Annotated in this window: 25 protein-coding genes and 1 pseudogene; 8 read left to right on the top strand and 18 right to left on the bottom strand. The window is 72.3% G+C overall.

Annotation, left to right across the window (positions count from 1 at the left end; genetic code table 11):
- The first annotated feature begins 2 nt into the window (after positions 1-2).
- The 5 genes from ABC270_RS03275 (at position 3) to ABC270_RS03255 (ending at position 2,632) form a co-directional block, all read left to right on the top strand.
- Positions 3-335: a hypothetical protein gene (locus ABC270_RS03275; RefSeq protein ID WP_412879489.1), complete on the top strand. Its 333-nt coding sequence runs from the start codon at positions 3-5 to the stop codon at positions 333-335.
- Positions 325-540, top strand: a complete 216-nt coding sequence (locus ABC270_RS03270; RefSeq protein WP_412879488.1) for a hypothetical protein — start codon at positions 325-327, stop codon at positions 538-540. Before ABC270_RS03275 ends, ABC270_RS03270 begins: the two co-directional genes overlap by 11 nt.
- A gap of 42 nt (positions 541-582) precedes the next feature.
- Positions 583-1,266, top strand: a complete 684-nt coding sequence (locus ABC270_RS03265; protein ID WP_412879487.1) for a fumarylacetoacetate hydrolase family protein — start codon at positions 583-585, stop codon at positions 1,264-1,266.
- Positions 1,267-1,479: 213 nt separating this feature from the next.
- The gene (locus tag ABC270_RS03260) at positions 1,480-2,454 is read left to right on the top strand and encodes a sugar phosphate isomerase/epimerase family protein (protein WP_412879486.1); all 975 of its coding nucleotides are present in this window, start codon (positions 1,480-1,482) and stop codon (positions 2,452-2,454) included.
- Positions 2,455-2,464: 10 nt separating this feature from the next.
- Complete coding sequence (locus ABC270_RS03255; RefSeq protein ID WP_412879485.1) at positions 2,465-2,632, top strand: hypothetical protein; 168 nt, start codon at positions 2,465-2,467, stop codon at positions 2,630-2,632.
- Between the two features lie 245 nt (positions 2,633-2,877).
- Here the strand turns inward: ABC270_RS03255 and ABC270_RS03250 are convergent, their stop codons facing one another.
- The 3 genes from ABC270_RS03250 to ABC270_RS03240 form a co-directional block, all read right to left on the bottom strand.
- Positions 2,878-3,042, bottom strand: a complete 165-nt coding sequence (locus ABC270_RS03250; protein WP_412879484.1) for a hypothetical protein — start codon at positions 3,040-3,042, stop codon at positions 2,878-2,880.
- A gap of 141 nt (positions 3,043-3,183) precedes the next feature.
- Complete coding sequence (locus tag ABC270_RS03245; RefSeq protein ID WP_412879483.1) at positions 3,184-5,682, bottom strand: ATP-dependent DNA ligase; 2,499 nt, start codon at positions 5,680-5,682, stop codon at positions 3,184-3,186.
- Between the two features lie 31 nt (positions 5,683-5,713).
- The gene (locus ABC270_RS03240) at positions 5,714-6,604 is read right to left on the bottom strand and encodes an SDR family oxidoreductase (RefSeq protein WP_412879482.1); all 891 of its coding nucleotides are present in this window, start codon (positions 6,602-6,604) and stop codon (positions 5,714-5,716) included.
- On the opposite strand from ABC270_RS03240, the pseudogene ku reads away from it, so the two are divergent.
- Positions 6,603-7,475, top strand: a pseudogene (gene ku / locus ABC270_RS03235) (non-homologous end joining protein Ku); the annotation flags it as partial. The gene ABC270_RS03240 and the pseudogene ku sit on opposite strands and share 2 nt — an antisense overlap.
- A gap of 57 nt (positions 7,476-7,532) precedes the next feature.
- On the opposite strand, the gene ABC270_RS03230 reads toward ku, so the two are convergent.
- Both ABC270_RS03230 and ABC270_RS03225 read right to left on the bottom strand, forming a co-directional pair.
- Entirely contained in the window at positions 7,533-7,889 is a 357-nt protein-coding gene (locus ABC270_RS03230) for a pentapeptide repeat-containing protein (protein ID WP_412882025.1), read from the bottom strand.
- Positions 7,835-8,320, bottom strand: coding sequence for a DUF6328 family protein (locus tag ABC270_RS03225; RefSeq protein WP_412879481.1), 486 nt, complete (start codon positions 8,318-8,320; stop codon positions 7,835-7,837). Before ABC270_RS03225 ends, ABC270_RS03230 begins: the two co-directional genes overlap by 55 nt.
- 95 nt (positions 8,321-8,415) lie before the next feature.
- Between ABC270_RS03225 and ABC270_RS03220 the strand changes: the two genes are divergently transcribed.
- Positions 8,416-9,045: a putative antibiotic biosynthesis monooxygenase gene (locus ABC270_RS03220; protein ID WP_412879480.1), complete on the top strand. Its 630-nt coding sequence runs from the start codon at positions 8,416-8,418 to the stop codon at positions 9,043-9,045.
- Here the strand turns inward: ABC270_RS03220 and ABC270_RS03215 are convergent.
- The 4 genes from ABC270_RS03215 to uriH are packed head-to-tail and all read right to left on the bottom strand — an operon-like array spanning position 9,042 to position 13,346.
- Positions 9,042-9,977: a Ppx/GppA family phosphatase gene (locus ABC270_RS03215; protein WP_412879479.1), complete on the bottom strand. Its 936-nt coding sequence runs from the start codon at positions 9,975-9,977 to the stop codon at positions 9,042-9,044. The genes ABC270_RS03220 and ABC270_RS03215 overlap by 4 nt on opposite strands.
- A gap of 31 nt (positions 9,978-10,008) precedes the next feature.
- Entirely contained in the window at positions 10,009-10,866 is an 858-nt protein-coding gene (locus ABC270_RS03210) for a ribokinase (protein WP_412879478.1), read from the bottom strand.
- The gene (gene uriT, locus ABC270_RS03205; RefSeq protein ID WP_412879477.1) at positions 10,863-12,290 is read right to left on the bottom strand and encodes a uridine transporter UriT; all 1,428 of its coding nucleotides are present in this window, start codon (positions 12,288-12,290) and stop codon (positions 10,863-10,865) included. Before uriT ends, ABC270_RS03210 begins: the two co-directional genes overlap by 4 nt.
- Before the next feature lie 6 nt (positions 12,291-12,296).
- Positions 12,297-13,346 carry a uridine-preferring nucleoside hydrolase UriH gene (gene uriH, locus ABC270_RS03200; protein WP_412879476.1) on the bottom strand — a complete coding sequence of 350 codons (1,050 nt, stop codon included), beginning with the start codon at positions 13,344-13,346 and terminating at the stop codon, positions 12,297-12,299.
- Between the two features lie 155 nt (positions 13,347-13,501).
- Between uriH and ABC270_RS03195 the strand changes: the two genes are divergently transcribed.
- On the top strand, positions 13,502-14,488 hold the full coding sequence (locus tag ABC270_RS03195; protein ID WP_412879475.1) for a LacI family DNA-binding transcriptional regulator: 987 nt from the start codon (positions 13,502-13,504) through the stop codon (positions 14,486-14,488).
- A 235-nt stretch (positions 14,489-14,723) separates the two neighbouring features.
- Here ABC270_RS03195 and ABC270_RS03190 read toward each other — a convergent pair whose 3' ends face one another.
- The 9 genes from ABC270_RS03190 to ABC270_RS03150 all read right to left on the bottom strand — a co-directional run bounded on the left by ABC270_RS03190 (position 14,724) and on the right by ABC270_RS03150 (position 21,470).
- Complete coding sequence (locus ABC270_RS03190) at positions 14,724-16,400, bottom strand: MDR family MFS transporter (RefSeq protein WP_412879474.1); 1,677 nt, start codon at positions 16,398-16,400, stop codon at positions 14,724-14,726.
- Positions 16,397-17,020 carry a TetR/AcrR family transcriptional regulator gene (locus tag ABC270_RS03185; protein WP_412879473.1) on the bottom strand — a complete coding sequence of 208 codons (624 nt, stop codon included), beginning with the start codon at positions 17,018-17,020 and terminating at the stop codon, positions 16,397-16,399. The genes ABC270_RS03190 and ABC270_RS03185 overlap by 4 nt, the downstream gene beginning before the upstream one ends.
- A 49-nt stretch (positions 17,021-17,069) precedes the next feature.
- Entirely contained in the window at positions 17,070-17,552 is a 483-nt protein-coding gene (locus ABC270_RS03180) for a GNAT family N-acetyltransferase (RefSeq protein WP_412879472.1), read from the bottom strand.
- A gap of 60 nt (positions 17,553-17,612) precedes the next feature.
- Positions 17,613-18,293: an HAD family hydrolase gene (locus ABC270_RS03175; protein WP_412879471.1), complete on the bottom strand. Its 681-nt coding sequence runs from the start codon at positions 18,291-18,293 to the stop codon at positions 17,613-17,615.
- Between the two features lie 48 nt (positions 18,294-18,341).
- Positions 18,342-18,983 (bottom strand): MBL fold metallo-hydrolase, encoded by a 642-nt coding sequence (locus tag ABC270_RS03170; protein ID WP_412879470.1) that lies wholly within the window; start codon positions 18,981-18,983, stop codon positions 18,342-18,344.
- Positions 18,984-19,012: 29 nt separating this feature from the next.
- Positions 19,013-19,489 (bottom strand): MarR family winged helix-turn-helix transcriptional regulator, encoded by a 477-nt coding sequence (locus ABC270_RS03165; RefSeq protein WP_412879469.1) that lies wholly within the window; start codon positions 19,487-19,489, stop codon positions 19,013-19,015.
- 78 nt (positions 19,490-19,567) lie between these two features.
- On the bottom strand, positions 19,568-20,158 hold the full coding sequence (locus ABC270_RS03160) for a DUF3618 domain-containing protein (protein ID WP_412879468.1): 591 nt from the start codon (positions 20,156-20,158) through the stop codon (positions 19,568-19,570).
- Positions 20,155-20,607, bottom strand: a complete 453-nt coding sequence (locus ABC270_RS03155; protein ID WP_412879467.1) for a phage holin family protein — start codon at positions 20,605-20,607, stop codon at positions 20,155-20,157. The genes ABC270_RS03160 and ABC270_RS03155 overlap by 4 nt, the downstream gene beginning before the upstream one ends.
- Complete coding sequence (locus ABC270_RS03150; RefSeq protein ID WP_412879466.1) at positions 20,604-21,470, bottom strand: hypothetical protein; 867 nt, start codon at positions 21,468-21,470, stop codon at positions 20,604-20,606. The genes ABC270_RS03155 and ABC270_RS03150 overlap by 4 nt, the downstream gene beginning before the upstream one ends.
- Between the last annotated feature and the right edge of the window lie 171 nt (positions 21,471-21,641).

Below are 21,641 nucleotides of genomic sequence, written 5' to 3'. Positions count from 1 at the left end.
ACATGGACGTGGGGTGGACGAGCGCAGCGGTGGCGGTGATCGGCGCCGTGGTCGCGGTGGCGAGCCTCGTGGTGACGATCGTCGAGGGGGTGCGAGCGAGGCGACACACGAAGTTCTCGGCACACCACGATCACTGGTGGCAGCGTTGGTCGTGGATCGCCGAGCGCGCGCTCTCGGACGTGGAACGCGACCACGACGCCGCGGCGCTGATGGCTCGAGCGGTCCTGAGCCGCTCGTGGTCGACACCGGACGACGACTGGATGGAACGAGCCCTGGACATGCACGAGTACCGGGCAGCACAGAGACGACGCAAGGAGGCACGAAGTGATCAGTGACATGGAAGACGAGCGCTTCTTCGAGATCTTCGCGCGCGTGGAGCGCAGCACGCGCAAGTTGCTGCAGGACCCGCACTACGGGCCCATCATCCGAGCGGACGGATCCCTCGCAGAACTCGAGCAGATGCGCATCGAGTGCCGCGAGCGCGAGGAACGCGCCCGCGCCCGGAAGCTCCGCGCCGAAGCATCCTTCGCCGAGGGCTGAGCCGATCGACGTCCATCGCAGAGCCCGTGCCAGGCTGGACGGGTGAGTCACTTCGTCGTCCCGGTACCGTCGCAGCCGTCCGTCCCGACGAGCACGGGTGGCCGCTTCCCCGTCCGACGGATCTTCTGCGTCGGACGCAACTACGCCGCGCACGCCCGCGAGATGGGCCACGACCCCGACCGCGAGCCGCCGTTCTTCTTCACGAAGCCCGCGGACGCCGTGGTGGTCGACGGCGCCGACACGCCCTACCCACCCCTGACCGGACAGCTCGAGCACGAGGTCGAGTTGGTCGTCGCGATCGGAGCGACGGCCGTGGATGTGCGCCCGGCCGAGGCGCTCGACGTGGTCTGGGGGTACGGCGTCGGACTCGACCTCACCCGCCGGGACCTCCAGGCCGAGGCGAAACAGCTCGGCCGCCCGTGGGACGCCGCGAAGGGGTTCGACGCCTCGGCTCCGGTCGGCGTCCTCGTCCCCGCCGCCGGGGTCGACCCGACGACCGGAGCCGTGGAGCTGACCGTGAACGGCGTCGTCCGGCAGACCGGAGACCTCGGCGACCAGATCTGGTCGGTCGCCGAGACGATCGCCGAACTGTCCCGCTCGGTCCGCCTCGTCCCGGGCGACCTGCTCATGACCGGCACACCGGAAGGGGTCGGCCCGCTCGTCCGGGGTGACCTCGTGGAGGGGCACATCGCTGGGGTCGGCTCGGTGCGGACCCGGCTGGTCTGAACGCCTCGCGCCTCGCTGCCCGCGTCGACGATCCTTGCGTCTCCCCGCGCGTCGACACCCCTCGCGCGTTCCGGCCACGTGACGACGGACTGGGAGCGCTCGCAGGTCGGCAGCGTAGACCTCAGGTGACGTCAGGGGTCAGCGACGTCGCAACATCACGGACGTGACCGGGTGCCGGGGAGCAGTCGCCCGTCCGGAACCGGAGGTGCCGCCGTGCTCGAACACGACCTGCTCGCCACGTCATCGACCTGGGCGGGCGACGAACCGATCGGCGAGCGGGTGCGCGCCGTCGGTGACGCCGGGTTCGCGGGGCTCTCCCTCACCGTCGGTGACCTGCACGAGGTCCGCGCGACGATCGGCTTCGCGGAGCTCCGGCGCATCCTCGACGGCTCGGGGATCGTCTGGGTGCAGCTCGGCCCGCTCGACCGCTGGTGGTCGAGCGACGACCGGTCCGCCGACGAGGACGCCGACCGTGGTGTGGTCTTCGAGGCGACCGCGGCACTCCGCGCGTGGCAGGTCGTCGTCGGAGCGGACACGACCCTGACCGTCCGTCCCACGGCGATGACCGACGACTGGGTGGCGCTCGCGGCGCGGACGGAGCAGCTCGGTGCGCAGCTCGTGCTCGAACCGGAGCCGTGGTCGAACCTGCCGACGGTCGAACGGGCCGCTCGGTTCGTGACGGCCGCCGGGCACCCGAACGGCGGCCTGCTCCTCGACGCGATGCACACCCTCAGGAGCGGCTCGACCCTGGCGTCGGTGCACGAGGGCGTCGCTCCCGCCGTGCTCGCAGCCGTCGAGCTGAGCGACGGACTCCTCCACACCCCGGCCGGCATGACCCTCGCCGAGGAGTCCCGCGCCGCACGGCACCTGCCCGGCTCCGGAGCGTGGGACCTGCCCGGGTTCGTCCGGACCGTGCGCGACCTCGGCTTCGACGAGCCGTGGGGCGTCGAGGTCCGGACCGCCGCGCACCGTGCGATGCCGACGGCCGACGCCCTCCGCACCGCGGCCGCCGCCACCCGTGCCGTGCTCGACGCGGCCGATGCGATCGGCGCTCCCGCTGCACCCGCGATGCCGTCGACCCCGGCGCCGACCTCCGCCGTCGACCTCGATTCGTCCCGGGCCCCGCGCGCACCGATGCCCACCGTGCCGCTCCCCCACCGTGCAGCCGACACAGGGTCGCCCGCGTAGGTTCGCGGACATGACCGACCACGACGACGAACTCCTCCGCCGATCCCAGGACGCGATCGACGACGCGAAGGCCGCTGCAGCCGATGTGACCGAACCCGACGAGGACGACCTCGTCGAGCAGGACGTCCCGGTCGCGGACGACGCTGCACCGGCCGACGGCCCGGCCCCCGCGCCCTGAGCGGCGTCCCGCGGGAGCAATCTCGAGATCAGGTGTGACGAACCGGGTCGCTGTCCCGTCTCAGTGGTGAGCCTGTCAGTTGCTCACCGCGGCTGGCGTCAGCGCGCCGTGGCCGGTCATCCCTGAACACCGGTCACGGCGCTTCGACGGCGGCCCGTGCGTTCCCTGATCCGGCGCACGGGTCGCCTTCCCCCGCTCCGCTTCGACGGCCGCAGTGCGTCAGCCGCTTGGACGGCCGCTGTGCGTCAGCCGTCGACCTCGTCGCCGAGGAAGTCAGCGTAGGTGACCTCGTCCGCGACAGCCACGTCCGCCGGTCTCACCGTGTCCACCGGGCTGGTTCGTGTCCGGCTGCCCGCTGCCGATCCGCGTTCCTCCGGCGTGAACGGCGGCAGGTACTTGCTCGCGCTCATGGTCACGCCCTTCCGTCCCGGCGAACGTAACAGTCGCGGGACGCTCGGTTGCGCACGGTCGCACGAACGTCCCCCGGAGTTGCGACGAACGGGGGACGGAAGTTCGCCCGGGGCGGACCCCATGCGCGTGCATGTGCGCGATCAGGACTCGCGCACGACGTCGTCGGGGCCCTTGTCCGGGCGCCATCCGCGCCACGAGGGTTGCCGGAGCCGGCCGTCGCCGGTCCACTCCGCGAACTCCACTTCGCCGACCCGGACCGGGCGGACCCAGTGCGCGTCCCTGGCGTCCGGACGAGGGACGTCCACGAACGGCGAGGTGTTCCGCGCGAGCGGCTCGAGCGCCGCCGCGATCTCGTCGAGGTCGCGGTCGCGGAACCCGGTCCCGACCTTGCCGACGTACTCGAGCCCGTCCGGGCCCCGCACGCCGAGCAGCAACGAGCCGATACCGCCCTCCCGCCGCCCCGCACCGGGCCGCCACCCGCCGACCACGACTTCCTGCGTGGCGTGGTGCTTGACCTTGAGCCACGCCTCCGAGCGCCGCCCCTCGGCGTACTTCGAGCTCCGCTTCTTCGCGACGACACCTTCGAGCCCTCGGCGCCGGGACTCGGCGAGCGCCGCTGCGAAGTCCCCTTCGACGGCGTCGGGGACCTCGATCGCTCCACCGGGCTCGACGACGGTCGCGAGGGCTTCCCGCCGGGCGGTGTAGCCGTGGCGGGTGAGCTCGTGGCCGTCGGCCTCGAGGACGTCGAACAGCAGCAGCCGCACGGGCGTCGATGAGCGGGCCGCCTCGACATCACGCGTCCTCGAGAGGCCCATCCGGTTCTGCAGGAGCTGGAACGAGGGCCGTCCGCGGTCGTCGAGCGCCACGATCTCCCCGTCGAAGACGCCGTCGACCCCGGCCCGCTCGGCGAGTTCCTGCAGCTCGGGGTACTGCGCCGTGAGGTCGTTGCCGTTCCGGCTCCGGAGCGTGACCCTGCCCGCACGGACGGTCGCGAGGGCCCGGATGCCGTCCCACTTCATCTCGAACGCCCAGTCCGCGGGGTCGAGCCGCGGCTCGCCCTCCGCGAGGGTCGCCTGCATGGTGCGGCGTTCCTCCGGGCGCGCGGTCGCGGGACCGGTCGCCCGCCCCGTCGACCGGGGAGGACGGCTCGACCCGGCGCCGTGCGCCCCGGCCGTCGCTCGGCCCGGTTCGCGATCCGGCTGGTCCTTCGTGCGGTGGATGAGCCAGTTCTTCTCGTCGCCGTCGCGGCCGCGCCCACGGCCACGGGTGTGCAGGAGCGCCAACCGTCGCGCACCGCCGGTCCGGCCGTGCAGCGTGACGATCACCTCTTCGCCGTCGCGCCACTTCTCGAGCTCGTAGGTGCCGTCGTCCCAGATCGTGACGGTCCCGCCGCCGTACTCCGCTTTCGGGATGGTCCCTTCGAAGGAGCCGTACTCGAGCGGGTGGTCCTCCGTCTGCACGGCGAGGTGGTTCTTCCCCGGGTCGGTCGGTTCGCCCTTCGGCAGCGCCCAGCTGACGAGCACGCCGTCGTGCTCGAGGCGGAAGTCGTAGTGGTCCCTGGTGGCGTGGTGCTCCTGGATCACGAACGTCGGGGTGCCGTCGTCGCGGACGGTCGGTGCGCCGGCGGGCACCGGTTCGGGCGTCCTGGCGGCATCGCGCTTGGCGCGGTACGCCGTCAGGCGGTCCTCGCTCGCCTGGTTCGCGTCGGCGGTCCGGTCGCTGTCCCAGTGTCCGGCGTCGGGTCGTCCGACGGCCAGCGAAGCCGAGGCGACCGGGTGCAGGAGGTCGCCACGGGCCTCCAGGCGGTCGAGCACGTCGTCCAGCGTGAGCTGTGCGAGCCCACGCTGGGTGAGCTCGTCCCAGGTGCGCGGGGCGGCGACCGTCGGCCGCTCGCGGCCGCGGAGCGAGTACGGGGCGATCGTCGTCTTGTTGCCGTTGTTCTGCGACCAGTCGACGAACACCTTGCCGGTGCGCTCGGCTCGGCTCATCGACGACAGGACGAGGTCGGGGAGGTCCTGCTCGAGGGCCCGCGCGAGCTCGTGCGCGACGTCCGAGACCTGGCTCGTCGTGGCCCGGCCGTCCAGCGCCGCGTAGAGGTGGATGCCCTTCGACCCGGACGTCACCGGATACGGCTCGAGCCCCATGCCCTGCAGGACCTCGCGCGCCGCGACGGCGACCTCGACGCACTCCGGCAGGCCGACGCCCTCGCCGGGGTCGAGGTCGAGGACGAGCCGGTCGGGGTTCTGGTGTCCGCCCCGCGGGCCGAAGCGCCACTGGGGCACGTGCAGCTCGAGCGCGGCCTGCTGTGCCATCCAGACGAGTGTCGCCACGTCGTCGACGATCGGGTACTCGGTGTCGTGCTCCTTGTGGGCGATCGTGTGGTGTCGCACCCAGTCGGGGGCGGAGTCGGGGAGGTTCTTCTCGAAGAAGACCTTCCCGTCCACGCCGTTCGCCCACCGCTTCCGGGTCACGGGGCGGTCCTTCACGTGCGGGATCATCCACGGCGCGACCCGCTCGTAGTACTCGATGACCCGGCCCTTGGTCGTGCCGGTCTCCGGGTAGAGCACCTTGTCGGTGTTGCTCAGGCTGATCGGCCGCCCGCCGACGAGGACGGTGCGGCGCTTCGCGACCGGGCTCACCGCGACGCTCCGGCCGTTCCCGTCGCCCGGCTCACAGCGCGACCCCGGTGGCTCCCGACACGGTCAGGGTGGAGCCCGACGTGTACGACGACTCCGGACCGGCGAGGTAGACGTAGGCGCTTCCGAGCTCGACGGGCTGCGCCGGCCGGCCGAACGGCGTGCCCTCGCCGTAGTGGGCGATCTCGTCGCCGGGGTAGCTGATCGGCTGCAGCGGCGTCCACACCGGCCCGGGGACGACCGTGTTCGCGCGGATGCCCTTCGGTGCGAGCTGGCGGGCGAGGCCGTTCGTGTAGGTGATGATCGCGGACTTCGTCGCCGCGTAGTCGATCATCCGCGCCTGCGGTTCGTACGCGGACACCGAGCTCGTCGTGACGATGGCGCTCCCCGGGGCCAGGTGCGGCACCGCGGCCCGGACGAGCCAGAACAGCGAGTAGAGGTTCACCTTGAGCGTCCGGTCGAACGACTCGGTCGTCTGCTCCGTGACGTCCTCGTGCACCTGCTGGGAGCCCGCGACGGTGACGAGGGCGTCGAGGCCTCCGAGCGTGCTCACGGCGTCTCGGACGAGTTCGGCACAGAAGCGCTCGTCGGTGAGGTCGCCCGGCAGGACGACCGCCTTGCGGCCGAGGTCCCCGATGACGTCGCGGACGTCCTCGAGGTCGCTGCGTTCCTCCGGCAGGGCGGTGAGGGCGACGTCCGCACCCTCCTTCGCCATCGCGATCGCCGCGGCACGTCCGATGCCCGAGTCGGCGCCCGTGACCAGGACGCGGTACCCCGGCATCCGACCCGTGCCCTGGTAGCTGCGTTCGCCGTGGTCGGGTGCCGGGTCCATCGCGCTCGCGAGTCCGGAGCCTTCCTGCGTCTGTGCGGGGAACGGCGGGCGGGGGTGCTGGGTCCGCGGATCCTGCTTGTCGAGCTGGCTCATGGGCCCATCGTGCTCGTCCTGGCCCGGGACCGGCACAGCAGCCGCAGGCCTGTGGACGACCCCTCCCTCCGGACGCTCCGGTGCAGGGACGGGCATCATGTCCCCCATGAGGTCGATCTGGAAGGGCTCCATCGCGTTCGGGCTGGTCAACGTGCCGATCAAGGTGTACGCGGCCACCGAGACCCACGACGTCTCCCTGCACCAGGTCCACGACGAGGACAAGGGCCGCATCCGGTACAAGCGGGTGTGCGAGTTCGGCCACGAGGTCGAGTACGCCGACATCCAGCGCGCCTACGACGACGGCGAGAAGACCGTCGTGCTCACCGCCGACGACTTCAAGCAGCTCCCCGAGGAGCAGTCGCACGAGATCGAGGTCCTCGAGTTCGTCCCGGTCGAGCAGGTCGACCCGATGATGTTCGAGAAGTCGTACTACCTCGAGCCCGACTCCCGGTCCCCGAAGGCGTACGTGCTGCTCCGCGAGACGCTGACCAAGACCGATCGGCTGGCGATCGTGCAGTTCACCCTCCGGCAGAAGACCCGGCTCGGCGTCCTGCGGGTCAACGACGACGTCATCCTGCTGCAGGGTCTGCTCTGGGGCGACGAGGTCCGGGCCCCGGACTTCAAGAGCCTCGACACCTCCGTGAAGGTGAGCGCGAACGAGCTGAAGATGTCGTCCTCGCTCGTCGACAGCATGTCCACGGACTTCGACCCGGACCGGTACACGGACGCCTACCAGGAGGAGCTGCAGCAGCTCATCGACGCGAAGCTCGCCTCCGGCGACGACGTCGACACCGCCGAGACGTTCGGCGAACGGGACGAGGACGGCGACGAGGGCGAGGGCGGCGACGTCATCGACCTGATGGCCGCCCTGCGGGCGTCGGTCGACAAGAAGCGGACGGGAGGCTCGGGGTCGCGTTCCCGGAGCGGGTCACGTTCCACGAAGGACGACTCCACGGCAGGCGGCACGTCCGCCGGGGAGGCGCCGGCCCGGCGGACGACGCGCACCGCGAAGGCGAGCACGTCGAAGACGCGCACCGCGAAGGCGAGCACGTCGAAGGCGAGCACCGCGAAGGCGGGCACGTCGAAGGCGAGCACCGCGGATTCGGCTGCGCAGGAGACCACCCCGAAGCGGGCGACCGCGAAGAAGACGAGCACCGCGAAGGCGTCGACCTCCGGGACGGCGGCGAAGAAGGCACCCGCGAAGAAGGCACCGGCGAAGAAGCGCGCCAGCTAGCCCTCGGTGTCCTTCGCGGTGCGTCGCAGCACCGTCGGCAGCACGGTCCACAGCGTCCCGGTCCCGATGAACACGGCGACCCCGGCGATGATCCCCCCACGGCCGCCGAGCACCACGTCGAACACGAACCACACCGTCCCGGCGAACAGGAGCGCCGCGGCGAAGAGCGTCACGAGCAGCAGGACGTTGCCGGCGCGTACGAGGTCGTGCTTCTGCCGCTGCTTGAACACGAGCCGGTGGGTGGCCACGACGGCGAGTGCCACCACCGTGACGACGACGGCGAGCACGACGAGCGTGAGGTAGATCGTCTCCTGGCGGGCGCTCAGCGACGAGAACCGCTGCTGGAACGGCAGCGTCAGCAGGAACCCGGCGAGGATCTGCGTCCCCGTCTGCACGATCCGCAGCTCCTGCTGGATGTCGCTCCAGTTGCGGTCCCACCGCTCGGTCGGGGTCTCGTTCCGGCCCCGCTGCAACTCGCTCATCCCGTGACCGTACTGCCCGCGGCGATGCCCCGATCGCGCCGCCTGCCGCCCGGTCACGTCACGAGCCGGAAACACGCTTCGGGGACACTGGGAGCATGACTCCACAAGAGCCTGGGAGCCTGACCTCGTCATCCGTGAGTGCAGGCCCGCCCGTCACCGTGTCCATCACCCGCCTCGTCGACCCCGACCGCATCCCGGAGGCCACCCGCTGGGTGCAGTCCGGTGTCAACCTGGCGAACCGCTACCCGGGCTTCCTCGGCTCGGGGTGGGTCCGCTCGCACGCCACGAGCCGCGAGTGGCACGTGCTCTACCGGTTCGCCGACCACGAACAGCTCGCCACGTGGGAGAACTCCGACGACCGGCTGCGGTGGCTCGACCTCGGCCGCGACCTCGTGGTGGAGTCCCGGGTCGAGAAGCGCACGGGCATCGAGGGCTGGTTCGACGCCCCGCAGGACACCCCGGCCTCGAGCGCTCCCCCGCGGTGGAAGCAGGCCGTGAGCATCTGGCTCGGGTTCTTCCCGGTGAACCTCGCCTTCACGTACCTCGTCGGCTGGCTCGTCCCGGCGTTCGGACACCTCGCCGTGCTGCCGCGCGTGCTCGTCACGACGCTCGTGCTGACGCCGATCATGACGTTCTGGGTGCTGCCGTTCGTGACGGGGTTGATCCGCCCCTGGCTGCTCGCCCCGCCCCGGGAGGCCCGGGGTCGGGCCAGCGCGGACGGCTAGCCCAGTACGGACAGCTGATCGAGCCGCTCGAGGATGACGCCCTCGCGGAGTGCCCACGGGCAGATCTCGAGCGCCGGCAGGTCGAAGATGTCGAGGCAGGCCTCGGCGACGAGCGCACCGGGAACGACCTGGTGCGCCCGGCTCGGCGAGACCCCGGGAAGCGTCGCGAGCTGGTCGACCGTCATGCCGAGCAGCGCGGGGAGCTGCCGCCGGAGCTCGGCACCGTCGAGGGCGCGGGGCACGAGCGGTCCGGCGGCGGACGGTGCAGCACCGCAGATCCGCGCGATCGACCGGAACGTCTTCGAGGTCGCGACGGCCCGGTCCGGCCGTCCGGCGCGCAGCAGCAGCCCTGCGTCCCGCGCGATCTCGACCCGGATCTCGTGCCGGAGTCGACGGACGTCCTCGTCCGTGGGGGTGCCCGCGGCGAAGAACGACCGCGCGAGCCGGGCCGCGCCGATCGGCATCGACCACGCCACGTCCGGTGCCTCGTCGGCTCCCCCGGCGATCTCGAGTGATCCACCGCCGATGTCGAACACGGCGAGGCGGCCGGCGGACCACCCGAACCAGCGCCGGACGGCGAGGAACGTCAAGCGTGCCTCGTCGTCACCGGACAGCACCGCGAGCTCCACGCCCGTCTGCTCCTGCACGTGCACGAGCACGGCGTCCGAGTTGACCGCGTCGCGCACGGCGGAGGTCGCGAACGCCAGCATGTCCTCGCAGCCTCGCTCCTCGGCGACGCGCACGGCGTCGGCGACGAAGGCGGTCAGTGCGTCGATGCCGTCCTGCGTGACGGCGCCGGACGCGTCGAGGTGTTCCGCGAGGCGCAGCGGCTGCTTGAAGGACGACGCCGGCAACGGGGCGGCCCCGCCGTGGGCGTCCACCACGAGCAGGTGGCCGGTGTTGGACCCGATGTCGAGGACTCCGACGCGCATGGCACCACGCTAGTGGGCCGGGAGGACCGGCCTACGCCCGCAGGAACGCCTCCAGCTCCGCGGTGGTCGGGTAGGACGCCTGTGCGCCCGGCTTCGTCGCGGCGTAGGCCCCGACCCCGACGGCGAAGCGTGCGGCGTCGACGAGCGCGTCGCCCGCCGCGAGCCGGAGCGCCACGGCCCCCATGAACGCGTCCCCGCACCCCGTCGTGTCGACGGGCTCCACACGGACGGCGTCCACCGCCTCCGGCTCCGCGCCGCCGTCGTGCACGGTGCAGCCCGCACCACCCCGGGTGACGATCGAGCGTGCGACCCCGTGGTCGCCGAGCTCGGCCGCCTCGTGCTCGTTCACGAGGAGGACGTCGGTCAGGTCGAGCAGCTCGTCCGGCACGGCACCGAACGGTGACAGGTTCGTGAGGACCGTGACACCGGCCTCGTGCGCGGCACGGGCGGCGGCGAGGACGACGTCGATCGAGACCTCGAGGCACAGGCCGAGCACCCCGGCGTCGGCGAAGACGTCCGGCGGGACGTCCTCCGGCGTCAGCGTGCCGTTCGCACCGGCGGAGATCACGATCGTGTTCTCGCCCGCGGCGTCGACCGTGATGACGGCGGTGCCGGTGGCGACGCCCTCGCGGACGGCGACGAGCGTCGTGTCGACCCCGGCCGCCGCGACGGAGTCGCGGAGCAGCGACCCGTTCCCGTCGTCGCCGACCGCACCGATCATGCGCACCGTGCCCCCGAGCCTCCCGGCTGCCACCGCCTGGTTGGCGGACTTGCCGCCGGGCAGGATCGCGAGGTCCGACCCCTGCAGGGTCTCACCGGGCTTCGGGAAGCGCTCCGTGCGGACCACGAGGTCCGCGTTGAGGCTGCCCACGACGACGATGCCGGTCATGCGGCGGCTCCTGTCTCGGCCGAGGCCGGGCGCGGGATGAGGAAGGACGTGGCGAGGGCCGCGCAGGTGATCACGGCCCCGAGCAGCATCCCACCCGAGTACCCGGCGGTACCCGCGGACCCGCCGGTGCCGAGCGCGATCTGCAGGGCCGGGAGGACGGCGAAGCTGATGCCGGCACCGAGGTTGAACGCCCCGGCGTTGAGGCCGGGCAGGAAGCCGGGGTTCGACTCCGGCGAGAGCACGATGCCGAGCCCGTTGAGGATGATGTTCGCGATGCCCGCGTAGGTGATGCCGATGAGCACGGTCGCGGCGATGAGCACCGGCAGGGAGTGCACGCCGACGAACGCCATCACGAACGTCGCGACGATGCTCCCGACGAGTCCGACGCGCAGCACCGCGCGGTAGCCGAGGGTGGGCGCGAGCCGCCCGGCGAACGGCCCGACGACCCAGCCGACCAGCGCGTACGGCGTGAGGAACGCGAGCGAGGCGAGGTCGGCCTCCATCCCGAAGCCCACCTCGGTGTTCTGCGCGAGCGACGTCACCAGCCCGTTGACCACCGCGAAGACACCGGTCATCGTGAGCAGGGTCGTGATGAGGAGCGCCCACGTACCGCGGCGCCTGAGGAACCGTGTCTCGACGAGGGGCTCGCGCACCCGCGACTCGACGGCCCAGAAGACACCGAACGCGACGAGCGCGACGACGATCCCGCCGACGACGAGTGCCCAGTCCGCGGCCGCGAGCTTGCCGGCCTCGTCGAACGCGGTGAGGAGCGCGCCGACGCTGACGACGAGCGGCAGGACGCCCCACCAGTCCATCCGGGTGCCGGCGGACGGCTTCGACTCGACGCCCCACGCGGCCACCATGAGCGCGGCCACGACGGTGACGACCGCGATCACCCAGAAGATCCCCCGGAACCCGAAGTGCGTCGCGATCCAACCACCCGCGAGCGCGTCGACGCCCGCGATGCCGCCGTTGACCGCGGTGAGCAGGCCGAGCGCGGCGCCGTAGCGCTTCGGGTCGGCGATCTCGTTGCGGAGGATGAGCAGGCCGATCGGCACGACCGGACCGGTGACGCCCTGGATCATGCGGCCGACGAACAGCATCGGGACGCTGACCGCGAGCGCCGCGACGACACTGCCGACGAGCATCACGACGAGCATGCCGAGCAGGACGCGTTTGCGGCCGACGATGTCCGACAGCCGGGGCAGGAACAGCGAGAACAGCGCCGCGAGGGTGAAGAACAGGGTCTGTGAGAGCCCGATCGTCGCGTCGTCGGTGCGGAGCTCGCGCGCCATCGTGACGAGGGCGGGGCTGAGCATGCTCGCGTTCAGCTGGAACGCGACGCAGGCGGCGAGCAGGGCGGCGGTGAGGGCCGCGACGGAGCGCGCCGGGGCGGTCGACGTCGTCGTCGAGGTGGTGGTCATGGTGGGTCAGTGCTCCGGGGTGACGGCGGTGTCGGGGTCGGTGATGGTGGCGGCCACGGCGTGGGGTGCGGCGGCAGCGCGGGGCGTCCAGCCGGTGTCGGGCGTCTCGCCGATGCGCTCGAGGGCATCGACGACGAGGTCCCAGAAGCGGCCGTGGTCGAGCTCCGTCGCGGCGCTCGTGCGGCAGTCCGCCGGCGCCGGGGCACGGAAGTCGGCGACGGTCATGCCGAGGGTGTGCTCGCCCTTCGTCTCGATCGTGATCGGCACCTTCACGGTGCGCACGACGGTCGGGTCGATGACGTACGCGACGGCGCAGGGGTCGTGCACCGGCGGCGCGTCGAAGCCCTGCGCGTCCTGGTAGGTCTGCCCGAAGAAGTCGAGGAGCTCGCCGACGAACGCGGCCGGGCCGGTTCCGACGGCGGCGATGCGGGCGGCGACCTCCGGGGTGGCGAGTGCCTGGTGCGTCAGGTCGAGCCCGACCATGACGACGTCCCACCCGGCGCCGAACACGATGTCCGCGGCCTCGGGGTCGATGACGATGTTGAACTCGGCGACCGGGCTCCAGTTGCCGACGTGCAGGCCGCCGCCCATCAGGACGACCTCCTTGACGCGCTCGACGATGCGGGGCTCCTTGCGGGCGGCGAGGGCGATGTTCGTCAGGCCGGCGGTCGGGACGAGCGTGACCGTGCCGGGCTCGTGCGCCATCACGGTGTCGATGATGAGGTCGACCGCGTGCCGCTCGTCGAGACCGAACGCCGGCTCGGGCAGCACCGGCCCGTCGAGGCCGCTCTCGCCGTGGATGTCCTCGGCCACCTCGATCTCCCGCAGCAGCGGGCGCGGCGATCCGGCGGCGAACGGGACGCCGGTGATGCCCGCGATCCGGGCGACGGCGAGGGCGTTGCGGGTGACCTTCGGGAGGGTCTGGTTGCCGACGACCGTGGTCACGGCGAGCAGCTCGACGTCGGGGTTCCCGTGGGCGAGCAGCATGGCGACGGCATCGTCGTGGCCGGGGTCGCAGTCGAGGATGATCTTGCTCGGCACGCGGTCGTCTGCCACGGGGTCTCCACTTCGTCGGGGATGGAACGCTGAGGCCTGACGCGGTGGGGTCCGCGGCGGAGGAATCAGCTCCCGCGGCACGTCAAGCGTTTGACATGGAAGCACGTCAAGCGTTTGACGTCAAGTCCGCCGAGGTCGCTCGCTACGATCGTCTGGTGCCCTCCCCCGCCCGCGTCACCGCCGCGATGGTCGCCGAGCGCGCGGGGACGAGCATCGCCACCGTGTCGCTCGTGGTCAACGGGAAGGACCGCGGCCGCGTCTCGGCCCCGATCGCCGAGCGGGTCCGCGCGGCGGTCGACGAGCTCGGGTACGTCGTCGACCACGCCGCGAGCTCCCTCGCCCGGGGCAGCGGCGACCTGGTGGTGCTCATCGCCCCCGACCTCTCGAACCCGTTCTTCGCCGAGGTCATCCGTGGCGTCCGGGACACCCTGACGGACCGATTCCAGCTCGTGCTCTCCGTCACCGAGCGCGGACGGCAGCCCGAGACCGCGGACGTGCGGCGCTTCGAGCGGCTCCGACCGGCCGGGATCCTCGTGGACGCCCCTGCCGCCGGCGAGGACCTCTCCGCGAGCGTGCCCGTCGTGCAGCTCGACGCCCCGGGCGGTGCGGACGCCGTGAACTACGACCTGACGACCGGCGTGCAGCACCTCGTGGCGCACCTGGCCGACCTCGGACACCGCCGGGTCGGGTACCTCGACGGCACGTCCCGCGCGGCCACCTTCGCGCTCCGCCGACGCCTGCTCCAGGACGCAGCGACCGACGCAGGGCTCAGTGTGTCACCGCTCGTCGGGCGGGCCGACCTCACGGTGGACGCCGGCGCCGAGGCGGCGTCGGAGCTGCTCGACCAGTGGGTCGCGGACGGGGTCACGGCGGTGGTCGCGGCCGCCGACACCCTGGCGTACGGCGTGCTGCGGACCGCGGCGGAGCGTGGGCTCCGGGTGCCGGAGCGGCTCGCGGTCGCGGGCTTCGACGACCTGCCGTCGTCGTCCGTCACCGCACCGGCCCTGACGAGCGTCGCACTGCCGGGAGCCGACCTCGGCCGGGCCGCGGCCCTCCGGCTCCTCGCGACGCTCGACGGTGGCGCCGCCGAGGTCCCGTCGCTCCCCACGCGACTCGTCGTCCGCGCGAGCACCGCGGGCTGACGCCGAGCCGAGCCGGGATGCCCGGCGCGAAAGCGACAACGTGCGGGGACGGGGCGCCGTCAGTGCTGCGAGAGCGACAGGTGCGCGCGTGTGGACGGCGGAGATCTGTCGCTTTCGCGAGAGCGACAGATCGCTCGTCGGCGAGCGACCGCGCTCGCGAGACCACGGACGGACGGGAGGCGCGGTACCAGCTGGCACAGCGCCTCCCGTCCGGGGATGGTGACGCAGGAACCGCTCAGGCCGGGTCTCGGCCGTCGCCCTCCGGCGCGGCCGCCGCGGCCGGCGTGCTCGCGCCGCGCTGCGCGCGCTCGAGCTCGTCGGCCTCGGCACCGCCGACGGCCTCACCGCGGGCGACCATCCCGGCCACGTCGGCGAGCTGCATCTGCGGGATGAACAGCGCCAGCACGAGCGCGACCGCGATGAACGGCAGGAGGTACCAGAAGACCGGTGCGAGCGAATCCGCGTAGGCGTTGACGATGCCGTCCTGGATCGCCTGCGGCAGCTTCGCGAGCGCCGTCGGGTCGATGCTCGCGCTCGCGGAGGCCGCGTCGGAGGCGCTGCCCCCGGCGCTCGTGAACACGTCGCGCAGCGCGTCGGTCAGGCGCGACGTGAAGAGCGCACCGAAGACGGCGACGCCGAGGGAGGCGCCGACCTCGCGGAAGTAGTTGTTCGTCGACGTCGCGGTGCCGACCTGCTCCGGGGGGACCGCGTTCTGCGCCACGAGGACGACCACCTGCATGATGAGCCCGAGCCCGGCGCCGAACACGAACAGGTACACGCAGATGAGCCAGATCGGGGTGCTCGCGGCGAGGGTCGTCATCGAGAGCATCGCGAGGCCGACCAGGACCGTGCCGACGATCGGGAACATCCGGTACTTCCCGGTCTTCGTGATGAGCGTGCCGGACAGGATCGAGGTCCCCATCAGCCCGGCCATCATCGGCAGCATCAGCAGGCCGGAGACCGCGGCCGAGGTCCCCGATGCCATCTGCAGGAACGTCGGGACGAAGCCGATCGCCGCGAACATGCCGACGCCGAGCACGAAGCCGATCGCCGTCGCGGTCACGAACGTGCGGTTGCGGAAGAACGACAGCGGGATGATCGGGTCCTCGGCGCGGGACTCGACGAACACGAAGAGCGCGGCGGCGACGAGGAACCCGGCACCCCACGCCCACGTCTCGGGGGCACCCCAGCCGTGGTCGCGGTTGCCGCCCGACTCGGTGAAGAACACCAGGCACGCGGTCGTCGCCGAGAGCAGGAGCACGCCGGGGACGTCGATCCGTCGGGTGGCCCGCTTGCTCGGCAGGGTCAGCGCGAACCACGCGACGGCGAACGCGGCGATCCCGACCGGGATGTTGATCCAGAACGCCCAGTGCCAGGTCAGGTGGTCGACGAAGAAGCCGCCGAGCAAGGGGCCGCCGACCGCCGAGAGGCCGAAGATCGCCCCGAGGGGGCCGAGGTACTTGCCGCGCTCGGACGCGGGCACGATGTCGGCGATGATCGCCTGCGACAGGATCATGAGCCCGCCGCCGCCGAGGCCCTGCATCGCGCGGAACACCACGAACTGCCAGAAGTCGGTCGACACCGCGCAGCCGAGCGACGCCAGCGTGAACAGCGCGATCGCCACGAGGAACAGGTTGCGGCGGCCGATCACGTCGCCGAACTTGCCGTAGATCGGCATCACGACGGTCGACGCCAGCAGGTACCCGGTCGTGATCCAGGCCTGGTGCGCCACCCCGCCGAGGTCGCCGACGATGGTCGGCATCGCGGTCGAGACGATGGTCTGGTCGAGGCTCGACAGCAGCATGCCGGCGATCAGCGCGGAGAAGATGATCCAGATGCGCCGCTGGGTGAGCAGCAGCGGTCCGTCGGAGCCGGGGCGGGCGCGTCTCGAGCCCTGCGCGGTGGCGGTCATGCGGTGGGGTCCTGTCCGGTGGTGGTGACGGCCGCCCTGAGTTGGCGGAGGTTGTCGGTGAGCAACGCCTCGAACGGCAGGTCGGTGGCCTCGTCGTAGGCGTCGTCGAAGTACGCGGCCGCGGTGACCTTGAGCAGGGTGCCCGCGGTCTCGGCCACGAGCTGCGCGCGACGGTCCGCCGGGTCGTCCCAGCCGAAGCGCGCACGGACCGCGCGGGCGACGGCGGCGAGCTGCTCGTCGACGACGGCGAGGAACTTCGGAACCATGGCCGGTTCGCGCTCGAACACCCGGCGTGCGAGGTCCTGTTCGGCCCGGTCGAGCCCGACGACGTGCACCTGTTCGATCGCCAACGCGACGACGGCCGCGAGCGGGTCGAGGTCCTCCGGCACGACGGCGCGGGTGGCGAAGGCGTGCAGCAACGCTTCGGACGCGCCCTGTTCGATGCCGAGCACGGCGTCGTCCTTCGAGGCGAAGTGGTTGAAGAACGTCCGACGGGACACCCCCACGGTCTCGCACAGCTGCTCGATCGTGAAGCCGTGCAGGCCGTGCTCGACCGTCGCCCGGCGCGCCTCGACGATCATGCGTCGTCGGAGTGCGCGGGTGCGCTCGGCCGTGGTCACCCGACAAGAATTGCACTATCAATCTGAGAGTGCAATGGACGGTCGGCGGCTAGAGCGTCTTCGCGAAGCAGAACGACCAGGGCATGGTCTCCGCGTACGGCGCGTAGACCGGGATCTGCTCCCACCCGGTCTTCCGGTAGAGCGCGACGGCCTCGGGCTGCTTGTCGCCGGTCTGCAGGATCACCCGCGCGGCGCCCTCCTCACGTGCGACCTGCTCCCCCTCGGCGAGCAGTGCCGTGGCGGCACCCTTGCCGCGAGCGGCCGACAGGACGATGAGGCGCTTCAGCTCGACCTCGTCGCCGAGCCGACGCACGGCGATGTGCCCGAGCGCCGTGCCGTCCTCGTCGATCGCCAGGAGCGACGTGATCACGTCGGCCGGGTCGACCGTCAGCACCCGGTCGCGTTCGGCGGTGACGGCGGGGTCCTCGGCGGCGTTGGCCGAGCCGTACCGCTCGTGCATCTCCTCGTCCATCGTGGCGCGGAGGGCCACTCCGCGGGGGTCGTGCCAGGCGACGCGTTCGATCGTGATCACGAGGAACGATCCTCGCACGCCAGGACGACGGCGAGCGCCCGACGACGCGCGGCGCAGCGCTCACCGCAGGGCGGCGATCGGTCCCTCACCAGCTCGGAGCGCCGCCAGGACCGCGGCCGCGTCGTCGTACACCGCCGCCGCCCCCGCTCCGCGGAGCTCGTCACCTCCGACGCCCCCGGTCATCACCCCGATGCTCGTGACACCGACCCGCCCGGCCGACTCGACGTCCCACACGGCATCGCCGACCATGACCGCGGCGTCGGCGGACACCCCGGACCGCTCCAGCGCGACCGCGATGATCCCCGGGTCGGGCTTCGCCTGCTCGACGTCCTCGGAGCTCGTCACCGCGGTGAGCCACTCCTCGGCGTCGAGCAGTTCCCGGAGTCGGACGAGCTCAGACTCCGGGGCGCTCGTGGCGAGGACGACGGCGTGCCCGGCACCGGCGACGGCGGCGAGGAGGTCCCGCGCGCCGGGCAGGAGCCGGAGTCGCGGCTGCTGCTCGGCGTAGTACGCCGAGTGGTACTGCTTCGCGGTGTCACGGGTCTCGTCGGAGGCGTCGGGCAGGAGTGCCCCGAGCAGCTTCGCCGAGTCCATGCCGATCGACCGGTGGATGCGCCACGCGTCGACGGACTCGCCGATCGCCGTGAACGCCCGCCACCAGGCGTCGATGTGGGCGTAGTTGGAGTCGACGAGCGTGCCGTCGATGTCGAAGAGGACTGCGGTGGTGGGTGCGTCGGCCATGACGCCATGGTCCTCGGCGCCCGACCTGCCGCCTCCCAGGGCTGTCCGTCAGACCGTGATCGACTCTCCGGACGCCAGGATCGCCACGGGCACCGGTCCGAGTCCGTCCGGTCCGAGGAACCGGGCGGCCGACTGCTGCCCCATCTCGCTGAGCATGGCCTCGTGGATCTGCACGGCGCGCTCGGGAGCGACAGCGCGCACGAAGTCGACCGCCTCCGAGGTGTGGGACCACGGACCACTCGTGGGCACGAGGAGGGTCTGCACGGGGACACCGGGCACGAGGTACGCGTCACCGGGGTGGAACACGGCGTCGTCCACGAGGTACCCGACGTTCGCGATCGTCGGGATGTCCGGGTGGATGACCGCGTGCTGCTCGCCGAAGACCCGGACCGAGAACGGACCGACCTCGAACGCGTCCCCTGCCTGCACCGCGACGACGCGGCCGTCGTGCTCGCCGAGCTGGTCGACCACGGGCTGCGGCGCACGGACCACCAGCGCGGGGTTCGCCTCGAGCCCGGCGCGGACGGCGTCGGCGTCGAAGTGGTCGAAGTGCTCGTGCGTGACGAGGACGCCGGTCGCGGCACGGACCAGGTCGGCGGCCTCCGGGGTGAAGGCACCGGGGTCGATCACGAGGGTCGCGCCGTCCCGCTCGAGGACGACCGTGGCGTGGGTGTACTTCGTCAGCTCCATCCCGCAACTGTACAACACGGTTGTACAGTTCAGGTGAGCTGACGGTGAGCGAGCGCTCGGTCCGCGTGCCGCGCCAACCGCTCGAACAGCTCCGGCAGCCGGGTCAGGAGTGCGATCTCGTCGTCGTCGAGCTCGGCGCGCATCGCCTCGGCCAGCCAGTCTGCGCGGGCGTCCATCTCCTGCTGCAGCGCGTCGCGACCGGCTTCCGAGGCGCGGATCACCGTCGCGCGACGGTCAACCTCGGACGCGGCGCGCTCGACGAGGCCGAGCGCTGCGAGCTCCGCGACGGACCGGGACTGCCCCTGGTGCTTCACCCCGCGTCGACGGGCGAGCTCGGCGATCGTGAGCGGCCCCTCCCGGACGAGGAACCCGAGCGACGCCGTGTGGGCGGGCGGCATGGTGTCGCCCTCACGGCGGACGGCACGCACCACGCGCCCGAGCGACTGGCGCAGCTCCGCCGCGAGCGCGTCGATCGGGTCCCCACCCGGTTCCGTGCCGCGGTCCATGCCCGGAACGCTACCGCGCAACGGCCTGGAGGCCCGTGGCGGCGTCGCCACGGGCCTCCAGGCCGCCTGCTGGTCGCGTCAGCTGCTGCGCACGTCCTGCGCCGCGCCCTGCGCATGGTCCTGCACGTCGGACGCGGCGCCCTGCGCCTCGTCCTTGACGGTCTGCGCCGCGTCCTGCGCGGTGCCCTTGAGGTCCTGCGCGTGCCCCTTCGCGGCGTCGCCGAGCTGCGAGCCGACGTCCTTCGCCTGTTCCTTGACGTCCTCGACGAGCGGAGCGGCCCGGTCCTTCAGTTCACCGGCCAGCTCCTCCTCCTTGTCCGACGTCGGGATGAGCGACGAGACCAACCACCCCGCTCCGAAGGCGATGAGCCCGACGGCGAGCGGGTTGCCCTTGGCCTTCGCGACGCCCTGGTGCGCGACGTCCTTCGCGTGGTCGGCGACACCCGAGGCGGAGCCCGATGCGCTCGAACGGGCGGAGTCGGCAGCGCCCATCACGGACTCGCGGACGTTCTGGAACCGTCCCTTGACCTTCTCGGTCTGCCGGTGGGCGATGGACGACGGGCTGACCTTGTCGGCCAGCGCGTCGACGTCCGAGCCGAGTTCGCCGCGTGTGCGTTCGATCTCGGCACGGATCTCGTCGGGCGTACGGCTCTCGTCGGTGGTGCTCATGACTTCCTCCCGGTGGTGTGGGGCTTGAGTGCTTCGGGGACTTCCTTGGCCGTCTCGACGGTCTGCGGCGCGCCCTGGATCTCCTGGATCTCCTTGCGACCACGCAGCGCGAGCACGGCGGCGACGATTGCGTAGACGACCGCGACGACGACGGCGGACCAGGCGTTGCCGATGAGGTACCCGAGACCCCACCACGCCGCGATCGACAGGAACAGCAGTGCGAAGAGTGCGGTGATCCCGGCACCGCCGAACATCCCGCCCGCCTTGCCCGCCTTCTTCGCCGACTCGGTGAGCTCGGCCTTGGCCAGCGCGACCTCCTGGCGGAACAGGCTCGACAGGTCCTTCGAGACGTCGGACAGCAGCTCGCCGAGCGGGGTGGTCGCCGCGCGCTCCTGCGGACTCGGTTCGCCGAGCGGTGTCTCGTGGGCGCTCGGTGGCGTGTGGCTCATGCGCCGTCCGCTTCCTTCTCGTGCTTGACCTCGGTCGCGAGCGCCTTCGTCAGGCGTCCGGCGAGGATGCCCGCACCCGCGGCGATCGCGATGAAGGTCCCGGGTCGCTTCGCGGCGAAGGACTTCACCTCGTCGAGGAGCGAGCCGGGGTCACGGCCTTCGAGGTACCCGGCGGCGCTGCTGGCACGGTGCGACAGGTCACGGACGACCTTGGACGCGATGCCCTGCTCGTCGTCGTTCTCGGCCATGCGCCCCAGTTGCTCGCCGATGTCGCGGAGACCGGACGCGGCGCGCTGCTGCTGGTCGGCAGCCTGGGACTTCAGGGTCTCGCTCGCCTGACCGTAGAGCTGCTTGGCGTGGTCGGTGGCCTCGGACGCGACCTTGCCGGCCTGCTCCTTGGCGGTCCCGGCGACGTTCGCGGCCTTGTCCTTCGCGTCGCCCGCGACGTCCTGGGCCGCGGCCTTCGCGGCGTCGGCCTTCCCGCTGCCGGCGCCGTCGCTGCTGCCCGCGCTGCCCGCGCTGCTGGTGCCGCTGCTCGCGCTGGATCCGGTCGCGAGCCCGATGCCCGCGGAGCCGGCCGCGCTCGGGGTCGCCGGCAGCTGCTCGTCGGCGGGGAGGGCGTCCAGTGGCTCGTCGAGCAGGGGGTCGACACCCCGTCCGGCGTGCTCGGCACCGCCGGTGCCGGTGTACTCGGTCGCACCGGCGCCGTCGTGCTGCGCAGCGCCCTCGCCGAACGGTGCGTCCTCGCCGAACGGGTCGTAGCGCTGGGGCACGCCGGGGTCGGTGCTCGGCAGGCCGTCGGCGGCAGCGGTGCGGTCGTGGATCGGCGTCCCGGAGTCGTTCCCGGGTGGGTTCGTGGTCATGGTGGCCTTCCGGTTCGAGCCCCGCGAGCACGGCGCCCGCGGGTACGGAGCCGAACGTGCGCCGTGCCGGCTCCGACCCGTTCCAGACCGTCCACCAGGCGCGGTCTCGTTGTCCGCTGCGCGCGGACGCGCCGCGCCGCCGCTCGCCGCCGCCGCGCGCCGCGCGCCCGC

Origin of the sequence: Curtobacterium phoenicis, assembly GCF_047238015.1 — a bacterium.
Taxonomy (GTDB): Bacteria; Actinomycetota; Actinomycetes; order Actinomycetales; family Microbacteriaceae; genus Curtobacterium.
The sequence above is the reverse complement of the archived record's forward strand: the minus strand, read 5'-3'. Positions and strand labels throughout refer to the sequence as shown.

What these genes read in the sequence shown, in the direction of transcription:
- ABC270_RS03165 (WP_412879469.1), bottom strand. Translation starts at nt 19,489, where the DNA reads ATGGACCGCGGCACGGAACCGGGTGGGGACCCGATCGACGCGCTCGCG.
- ABC270_RS03210 (WP_412879478.1), bottom strand. Translation starts at nt 10,866, where the DNA reads ATGACCGGCATCGTCGTCGTGGGCAGCCTCAACGCGGACCTCGTGGTC.
- ABC270_RS03190 (WP_412879474.1), bottom strand. Translation starts at nt 16,400, where the DNA reads ATGACCGCCACCGCGCAGGGCTCGAGACGCGCCCGCCCCGGCTCCGAC.
- ABC270_RS03250 (WP_412879484.1), bottom strand. Translation starts at nt 3,042, where the DNA reads ATGAGCGCGAGCAAGTACCTGCCGCCGTTCACGCCGGAGGAACGCGGA.
- uriT (WP_412879477.1), bottom strand. Translation starts at nt 12,290, where the DNA reads ATGACCACCACCTCGACGACGACGTCGACCGCCCCGGCGCGCTCCGTC.
- ABC270_RS03150 (WP_412879466.1), bottom strand. Translation starts at nt 21,470, where the DNA reads ATGACCACGAACCCACCCGGGAACGACTCCGGGACGCCGATCCACGAC.
- ABC270_RS03220 (WP_412879480.1), top strand. Translation starts at nt 8,416, where the DNA reads ATGACTCCACAAGAGCCTGGGAGCCTGACCTCGTCATCCGTGAGTGCA.
- ABC270_RS03170 (WP_412879470.1), bottom strand. Translation starts at nt 18,983, where the DNA reads ATGGAGCTGACGAAGTACACCCACGCCACGGTCGTCCTCGAGCGGGAC.
- ABC270_RS03275 (WP_412879489.1), top strand. Translation starts at nt 3, where the DNA reads ATGGACGTGGGGTGGACGAGCGCAGCGGTGGCGGTGATCGGCGCCGTG.
- ABC270_RS03155 (WP_412879467.1), bottom strand. Translation starts at nt 20,607, where the DNA reads ATGAGCCACACGCCACCGAGCGCCCACGAGACACCGCTCGGCGAACCG.
- ABC270_RS03215 (WP_412879479.1), bottom strand. Translation starts at nt 9,977, where the DNA reads ATGCGCGTCGGAGTCCTCGACATCGGGTCCAACACCGGCCACCTGCTC.
- ABC270_RS03255 (WP_412879485.1), top strand. Translation starts at nt 2,465, where the DNA reads ATGACCGACCACGACGACGAACTCCTCCGCCGATCCCAGGACGCGATC.
- ABC270_RS03225 (WP_412879481.1), bottom strand. Translation starts at nt 8,320, where the DNA reads ATGAGCGAGTTGCAGCGGGGCCGGAACGAGACCCCGACCGAGCGGTGG.
- ABC270_RS03240 (WP_412879482.1), bottom strand. Translation starts at nt 6,604, where the DNA reads ATGAGCCAGCTCGACAAGCAGGATCCGCGGACCCAGCACCCCCGCCCG.
- ABC270_RS03160 (WP_412879468.1), bottom strand. Translation starts at nt 20,158, where the DNA reads ATGAGCACCACCGACGAGAGCCGTACGCCCGACGAGATCCGTGCCGAG.
- ABC270_RS03175 (WP_412879471.1), bottom strand. Translation starts at nt 18,293, where the DNA reads ATGGCCGACGCACCCACCACCGCAGTCCTCTTCGACATCGACGGCACG.